At 68.2% G+C, this 7,741-nt stretch carries 5 protein-coding genes; 2 read left to right on the plus strand and 3 right to left on the minus strand.

The features are described 5' to 3' along the window. Positions 1–55 precede the first annotated feature (55 nt). Positions 56–3,253 (plus strand): HAD-IA family hydrolase, encoded by a 3,198-nt coding sequence (locus tag ACFVAV_RS15525; protein ID WP_379035363.1) that lies wholly within the window; start codon positions 56–58, stop codon positions 3,251–3,253. A gap of 126 nt (positions 3,254–3,379) precedes the next feature. Here the strand turns inward: ACFVAV_RS15525 and ACFVAV_RS15530 are convergent, their stop codons facing one another. The 3 genes from ACFVAV_RS15530 to ACFVAV_RS15540 form a co-directional block, all read right to left on the minus strand. After that, positions 3,380–5,017, minus strand: a complete 1,638-nt coding sequence (locus tag ACFVAV_RS15530; RefSeq protein ID WP_379035320.1) for a SulP family inorganic anion transporter — start codon at positions 5,015–5,017, stop codon at positions 3,380–3,382. 2 nt (positions 5,018–5,019) lie between these two features. Next, positions 5,020–6,843: a phosphoenolpyruvate carboxykinase (GTP) gene (locus tag ACFVAV_RS15535; protein WP_379035325.1), complete on the minus strand. Its 1,824-nt coding sequence runs from the start codon at positions 6,841–6,843 to the stop codon at positions 5,020–5,022. Between the two features lie 87 nt (positions 6,844–6,930). Then, positions 6,931–7,242, minus strand: coding sequence for a metalloregulator ArsR/SmtB family transcription factor (locus tag ACFVAV_RS15540; RefSeq protein ID WP_355277188.1), 312 nt, complete (start codon positions 7,240–7,242; stop codon positions 6,931–6,933). A 101-nt stretch (positions 7,243–7,343) separates the two neighbouring features. Here ACFVAV_RS15540 and ACFVAV_RS15545 point away from each other — a divergent pair. Beyond that, a partial coding sequence (locus ACFVAV_RS15545) for an alpha/beta fold hydrolase (RefSeq protein ID WP_379035327.1) occupies positions 7,344–7,741 on the plus strand: 398 nt, incomplete at its 3' end.

Raw genomic sequence — 7,741 nt, forward strand, 5'->3', positions numbered from 1 at the left:
CTCGCAGGCCACGTCGAGGCCACCGGCGCGGACCGCCAACGGTTACGGCGCGGTCATCTTCGACATGGACGGTGTGGTCACCGATACGGCCGTGGTGCACGCGGCCGCGTGGAAAGCGCTGTTCGACGAGGCGCTGCCTGCACTGGGCGGCGCCGAGGTGGCACCGTTCGACCCCGTCTGCGACTATCGTGACCTGGTCGACGGGCGCAGCCGCGAAGAGGGAATCCGGGCCTTTCTGGCCTCGCGCGGCCTCGCCTCGGGTCCCGGTACACCCGAGGACGGGCCCGATCGGCTGACCGTGTCCGGCCTGGCCGCACGCAAGCAGGCCTTGTTCGCCGAGGCGCTTGCTCGTGGCGGTGTGCGCGTGTTTGCCGACGCTGCCCAACTGCTGGGTGGGCTACACGACGCAGGGGTGCCCACGGCCCTGGTGACCGCGAGCCGGAACAGCGCCGCCGTGCTCGACACGGCCGGCATCGCCGAGATGTTCACCCTCACCGTCGATGGCACCGATGCCCTGGCTCTGGGGTTGGCGAGCAAACCGGATCCCGCGATGTTCCTCGAGGCCGCCCGGCGGTTGGGTCTGGACCCGAACGAGGTGATCGTCTTCGAAGACGCCAGTGCCGGAGTTCAGGCCGCCGACACCGGCGGATTCGGACTCGTCGTCGGCGTCGACCACACCGGCTCCGGCGCCCGGCTCAGCTCAGCCGGTGCCGATATCGTCGTCACCGATCTCGCTGACCTGCCCTTGGTTCCGCACCCCGACTTTCCACCGCGCCCACAACCGCGCTGGTGTGGCGGGGCGACAGAGGCCGGTCCGGGCGGATGGAACCTGCTCTACGACGACTACGACCCCACCCAGGAAGGAAACCGAGAGGCACTGTGCACCACCGGCAATGGCTACTGGGCCACGCGCGGTGCCATCCCGGGCTCCACCGCGGACGGTGTGCACTACCCCGGCACCTATTTCGCCGGCGTCTACAACCGGACCGTGTCCCAGATCGCGGGCCAGGCAATCGAAACCGAGCACCTGATCAACGCGCCGGACTGGACCTACCTCACCGTCGCCACCCCCGATGGACAGGTGCTGTCGCCCGGAACACCGCAGATGCTCAGCCATCACCAGAACCTGGACCTTCGGGCAGGGGTCTTGACCAGCATCGACCGCTATCGCGACGACACCGGCAGACTCACCCGCATCACCACGCGCCGATTCCACTCGGTGACCGATCCGCATCTGGCGGCCCTGGAACTGAGTATCGAAGCCGAAAACTGGTCCGGCACAGTGGTACTCACCTCAGCGATCAACGGCAGCGTCGGCAACCGCAACGTAGCCGCAGATTGGGCACTCGACCCTGAACACCTCCGCCGCGGCACCCACCGTGAGCTCGACGCCGAAACCGTGCTCTATGAGGCGATCAGCACCCAATCCGCCGTCACGATCGCCACCGCGACCCGCACCCACATCGATGACACCGTCCTGCTCGATCGCAAGACCCTCGCCGACAAGGACTGCCCCGGACACGAACTCACCCTCACCCTGCGCTGCGGCGTGCCGGTCACGGTCGAAAAGGTCGCGGCGGTAGCCACATCCAGAGACCGAGCGCTCTCTACCCCGGCTACCGAGGTCGCCGCCCGCATCGCGCGCTCGCCTGGCGTGGCGGCGTTGCTGGCCGCTCACGTGACGGGGTGGGCGCAGCTGTGGGACCGGTTCGGAATTCGTCTGGGTGACGGCCACGACCACCGCCTGGCATTGAACCTGCATGTCTTCCACGTCCTGCAGGCCACGATCGCCGCCCACCCCGACATCGACGCCGGCCTGCCCGCGCGCGGACTTCACGGTGAGGCCTACCGTGGCCACATCTTCTGGGACGAGGTGTTCGTCTACCCGATGCTCACCCTGCGGCGTCCCGAACTGACGCGAGCCTTCTTGCAATACCGGCATCGCCGGCTCGATCGAGCCCGCGCCGCCGCGCGCACGGCAGGGCTGCCTGGTGCCCTCTACCCGTGGCAGAGCGGCAGCGACGGCCGCGAGGAAACACCGACCATGCTGTTCAATCCCCGCAACCGGCAATGGATGCCCGACCACTCCAGCCGACAGCGACACGTCGGGCTCGCCATCGCCTACAGCGTCTGGCAGTACTACCAGACCACCGCCGACCAACGATTCCTCATCGACCACGGCGCGGAGATGCTGGTCGAAATCGCCCGACTGTTCGCCGGCCTCGCTGTCCATGACTCCGCTGCGGACCGCTTCGACATCGACGCCGTCATGGGGCCCGACGAATTCCACGACGGCTACCCCGACTCCCCCGGACACGGCGTCCGCAACAACACCTATACCAACGTGCTCGCCTCCTGGGTGCTGCGCCGAGCCCGCGAGGTCCTCGCCCTGCTCGACGGCCACGACTGCGGGCCCTTGTGGGACCGGCTGCAACTCGACGCCGCCGAACCCGCGCGCTGGGACCGGATCAGCCGCCGCCTCCGAGTGCCGTTCCACCGCGACGGCATCATCAGCCAGTTCCAAGGTTATGAAGATCTCCACGAATTCGATTGGGACGCCTATCGGAGCAAGTACGGCCACATCGAACGCCTCGATTTGATCCTGCAGGCAGAAGGCGACACCACCAACCGGTACAAGGTCTCCAAACAAGCCGACGTGCTGATGCTGTTCTACCTGTTCTCCGCCGAGGAACTCCGCGAGATGTTCGACCACCTCGGCTACGCGCTCCCACCCGAGCTCATCCCCCGCACCGTCACCTACTACATCGCCCGCACCAGCCACGGCTCCACATTGAGCCGCCTGGCCCACGCCTGGGTGCTGGCCCGCACCGACCGGGCGATGTCGTGGGGACTGTTCTCCCAGGCCCTGCACGCCGACCTGGCCGACACCCAGCGCGGCACCACCCGGGAAGGTGTCCACATCGGCGCCATGGCCGGGACCGCCGACATGGTGCTGCGCTGCTACAGCGGCATCGAGACCCGCCACGACATGCTGCGCCTGCATCCGGTGCTGCCCGCCGAACTCGACGATGCCCAGTTCACCGTGTCCTATCGAGGCCAACCCATCACCATCACTGTGACCCACCACCGGATCACCGTGCGCCTGCACCCCAGCGCGGCAGCACCCATCCGCGTCTGCGTCGAGGACATCGAACGCGACCTGGGCCCTGGGCAGGTCTGGGATCTGGCTCTGGAGGCCGAGACCGACGACCCAGGACCGCCTGACGAGGACTTCACACACAGCAACACGTAGTCCGCGAGGAGGAGACACACACGCCCTGGACTGTCCCGCAGTGCCCATCGTCTCTTCCTGAGGGGGACTTTGAGGGCGGCACTCGGACAAGCGTGGGGGCTTCTCGACTTGATCGGGGTCCCTATATCAGTGGGCTCGACGGGTGATGGGGAGGAAACGCCGAGCGTAGGCGATGGCCGCACCAGTGTCGGCAAACACCGCGTCCTCACCGCCCGCTGGAAGCGCGCCCATCGCGGACAGGCGGGCGCGGTGGTCCTCGCGCAGGCCGGACATCAGGACGGTGATGTGGCGGTGCTGGAGTTTGGTGACGGCATCGGCGAGAACCAGGGCGCCGGTGGTGTCGAGGGCGGAGACACGCGACATCCGCAGGATCACCACCTTCACGTTGGCGACGTCGGACAGCTCCAGCAGGAAGCGGTGGGCGGCGGCGAAGAACAGCGGGCCGTCGATCCGGTAGGCGACGATGTGATCGCGCAGCAGGTCGTGTTCCTCGCCGAGATGATCTGTCTCATCGAGCGGTACCTGCTGCATACTCGCCTCGCGGGCGATCGCGCGCACCGCCAAGACCAGCGCGAACCCGATGCCGATCACTACGGCCGTGACCAGATCGAACGCGACGGTGACGAAGAAGGTGACCGCCATGACGATCGCGTCGCCCCGCGAAGCGCGGGCGATCGCGGCGAGCGAGGCCGCCTCCACCATCCGCACCGTCGTCGCGAGCAGCACACCGGCCAGTGCCGCGATCGGGATATCGGCGACCAGTCCAGCCGCCAGGTAGACGATGCCGGCCAGGATCACCGCGTGGGTGAGCGCCGCCAGCCGGGTGCGCGCACCCGAGCGCACATTGACCGCGGTGCGGGCGATCGCACCGGTCGCGGGTACACCGCCGAAGAGCGGGGCCGCGATATTGGCCAGGCCCTGCCCGAACAGCTCCCGATCCGGGTCGTGGCGGGTGCCGACCGCCATGGCGTCGGCGGCGGTCGCCGACAGCAACGATTCCAGCGCGGCCAGCGCGGCGACTGCGAGCGCGGGCAGCAGCAGCGTGGTCAGCTCATCGAACTGCAGGAAGCCGAGCGAGGGTGCGGGCAGGCCGGCCGGGATCGCGCCGATGCGGGCGAGATCCAGGTCGAAGACGCTCGCGACCACCGTCGCCACCGCGACGGCGACCAGCGCGAACGGCAATTTGGGCAGATAGCGCCCGCCGATCAAGATCACGACCGCCACCACCAGCGCCGTCACCGGCGCGGTCGCGTGCGGGTCGTCGATGAACCGGCGCACGGCGTCGAACGCCGACTGCCAGACCTTCTCACCCTCGGCTCCGGACACCCCCAGCATGCCCGGAAACTGTTGCAGCGCAATGACGACCGCGATGCCCGCGGTGAACCCCTCGATCACCGGGGCCGGCATGAACCGCACGGCCCGTCCGACACCGGCGAAAGCCAGTGCGACCAACATGACCCCGGCCATCAGGCCGACGGTCAGCACACCGGACGCGCCGTGCTCGTGCACGATCGGCACCAGCACCACGGTCATCGCGCCGGTCGGCCCCGACACCTGGAATCGCGAGCCGCCGAACACCGCGGCCAGCGCGCCGGCCACGATCGCCGTCGCCAGACCGGCGGCGGCACCGAGCCCGGAACTGATGCCGAATCCCAGCGCCAGCGGCAATGCCACCAGCGCCACGATCAGCCCCGCCATCAGATCCGTGCCCGGCGCCCGGAAAGCGGGCTTCCACTCCGACCAGGTCGGCAGCAGTGCCCGCATGGTCAGCGGTTGCCGAGCAGGCGCAACTTCAGTGCCGCGAGCTGCTCGCGCAGCTCGTCCGGCAGCCGGTTGCCGCCGATCCCGGCGAACCATTCGTCGATGGACCTGGTCTCGGTGACCCACTCGGCGACATCGACGGCCAGCGCCTGCTCGACCAGCGCGCGATCGGCGCCGTCGAGACCGGACAGGTCGAGGGCGTTGGCAGTGGGGACGTAGCCGATCGGCGTCCACTCGGCCTCGGCGGTGCCGTCGAGTCGTTCCAGCGCCCACTTCAGCACGCGCACGTTGTCGCCGAAGCCTGGCCACAGGAAGGTGCCGTCAGCGTCGCGCCGAAACCAGTTGACCTGGAAGATCTTCGGGAGCTTCGCGGGATCGGCCTGCGCGCCGAGTTTCAGCCAGTGCGCGAAGTAGTCGCCCACGTGATAGCCGAGGAACGGCAGCATCGCCATCGGATCGCGCCGGACGACACCGACCGCGCCGGTCGCCGCAGCGGTGGTCTCCGAGGACAGCACCGAAGCAGTGAAAACGCCGTGTGCCCAGTCGAAGGTCTCGGTGACCAGTGGCACCGTGCTCGCGCGGCGCCCGCCGAAGAAGATCGCCGAGATCGGCACGCCGGTCGGATCGTTCCACTCCGGCGCGACCGACGGGCACTGCTCGATCGGCGTGCAGTACCGCGAATTCGGGTGCGCGGCTGGCATTTCCGACGCCGGTGTCCAGTTGTTGCCGCGCCAGTCGGTGAGATGCGCAGGCGGCTCCTCGGTGAGACCCTCCCACCACACGTCACCGTGGTCGGTGAGCGCGGTGTTGGTGAAGATCGAGTTGCCACGATCGATCGTGGCGATCGCGTTCGGGTTGGTGCGCGTGCCGGTGCCGGGTGCGACGCCGAAGAACCCGGCCTCCGGGTTCACCGCGTACAGCCTGCCGTCGGCGCCGAAGCGCATCCAGGCGATGTCGTCACCGATGGTCTCGGCCTGCCAGCCGGGCAGCGCGGGTTCCAGCATCGCCAGATTGGTCTTGCCGCACGAGGACGGGAACGCCGCGGCCACATAGTGTGTGCGGCCCTGCGGTGAGGTGAGTTTGAGGATGAGCATGTGCTCGGCCAGCCAGCCCTCGTCGCGCCCGATGACCGAGGCGATTCGCAGCGCGAAGCACTTCTTGCCCAGCAGCGCGTTGCCGCCGTAGCCGGAGCCGTAGCTCCAGATGGTGCGCGATTCGGGGAAGTGCGCGATGTATTTGGTGCTGTCGCACGGCCACGGCACGTCGGCCTGGCCCGTGCCGAGCGGCGCGCCGACCGAATGCAGGCACTGCACGAATTCGGTATCGCCGGTGAGCTTTTCCCAGACCGGCGTGCCCGAACGGGTCATGATCTGCATCGACACCGCGACGTACGGCGAGTCGCTGATCTGCACTCCGAACTTCGGTTCTGCGGCATCGAGCGGACCCATGCAGAAGGCGATGACGTACATCGTGCGGCCCGTCATCGCGCCGCGGTAGTGCTCGGTCATGACGGTGCGCATGTCGACGGGATCGACCCAGTTGTTGGTCGGGCCCGCGTCAGCGGCGTCCTCGGAGCAGATGAAGGTGCGGTCCTCGACCCGGGCGACATCGTCGGGGTCGGAGACGCACCAGAAGGAGTTGGGCTTGCCGGTGAGCCGGACGAAGGTGCCTTTCTCGACGAGTTCGCCGGTCAGCCGATCCCATTCGTCGCGTGACCCGTCGCACCAGACGATGCGGTCGGGCGTGGTCAGGGCGGCGATCTCGTCGACCCAGCGCAGGATGGCCGGGTGGTCGGTCGGAACCGTCGTCGGCGCGGAGCTCGCGGTCACGGATACTCTCCTTGTCAACTTGCTAGGTGGCTAGTTTAGAAAGTTTGCAATCAAACGGTAGAGGTCGGGCGGTAAGAGGGAACGAGATCAAGCCACAGTGGACTCGGGGTTCTCGAGGAGTTCCGCCTGCCCGGCGACGACACCGGTGAGGATCGCGCGGGCCACGACAAGTAGCTCCTTCACGCGCGGCGAGGTGAGTTCGTAGGTCACCGACAGTCCCTCGCGTCGCGCGGTCACCAGGCCGGCCCGGCGCAGGATGGCCAGCTGCTGAGACAGGTTCGCCGCCTCGACGCCCACCTCGGGCAGCATCTCCGAGACCGCGTGCTCACGCTCGCTGAGTAGCTCCAGCACCCGGATGCGGACCGGGTGGCCGAGGGTTTTGAAGAAGTCGGCCTTCATCTGGTACAGCGGCCTGCTCAGTCCTGGCACCGTGGCGAACCCCGTCCTGCTGTGGCGGTATGGTGTTTTCTAACTTTAGCAAACAGGCTAGCAGGAGAGATATGCCCCTCGTCTCGCTCAACGGCATCCAGCTCAACTACGACGTCACCGGGTCGGGACCGCTGGTCCTGCTCGTGATGGGTAGTGGCAGTCCCGGCCGCGTCTGGCGCACCTATCAGGTGCCCGCCCTGGTCAAGGCCGGGTTCCGGGTCGTCACGGTCGACAATCGGGGGATCGCGCCGTCCTCGGAATCGGCGGCGGGGATCACCATGGCCGACCTGGTCGGTGACACCGCGGCGCTGATCGAGCACCTGGGGGCGCCCGCCCACGTGGTCGGCACGTCGATGGGCTCACGCGTCGTCGCCGAGCTCGCGCTGGCCCGGCCCGAATTGCTGGGCAAGGCCGTCATGTTCGCCGCCACCGCTCGTCCGCACCCCGTCTCGAGCACGCTCAACCGCGG

Origin of the sequence: Nocardia sp. NPDC057663, assembly GCF_042799895.1 — a bacterium.
GTDB lineage: Bacteria > Actinomycetota > Actinomycetes > Mycobacteriales > Mycobacteriaceae > Nocardia.

Excerpts from the sequence above, each read along its gene's own strand:
- ACFVAV_RS15540 (WP_355277188.1), bottom strand. The coding sequence starts at position 7,242 with ATGAAGGCCGACTTCTTCAAAACCCTCGGCCACCCGGTCCGCATCCGG.
- ACFVAV_RS15530 (WP_379035320.1), bottom strand. The coding sequence starts at position 5,017 with ATGCGGGCACTGCTGCCGACCTGGTCGGAGTGGAAGCCCGCTTTCCGG.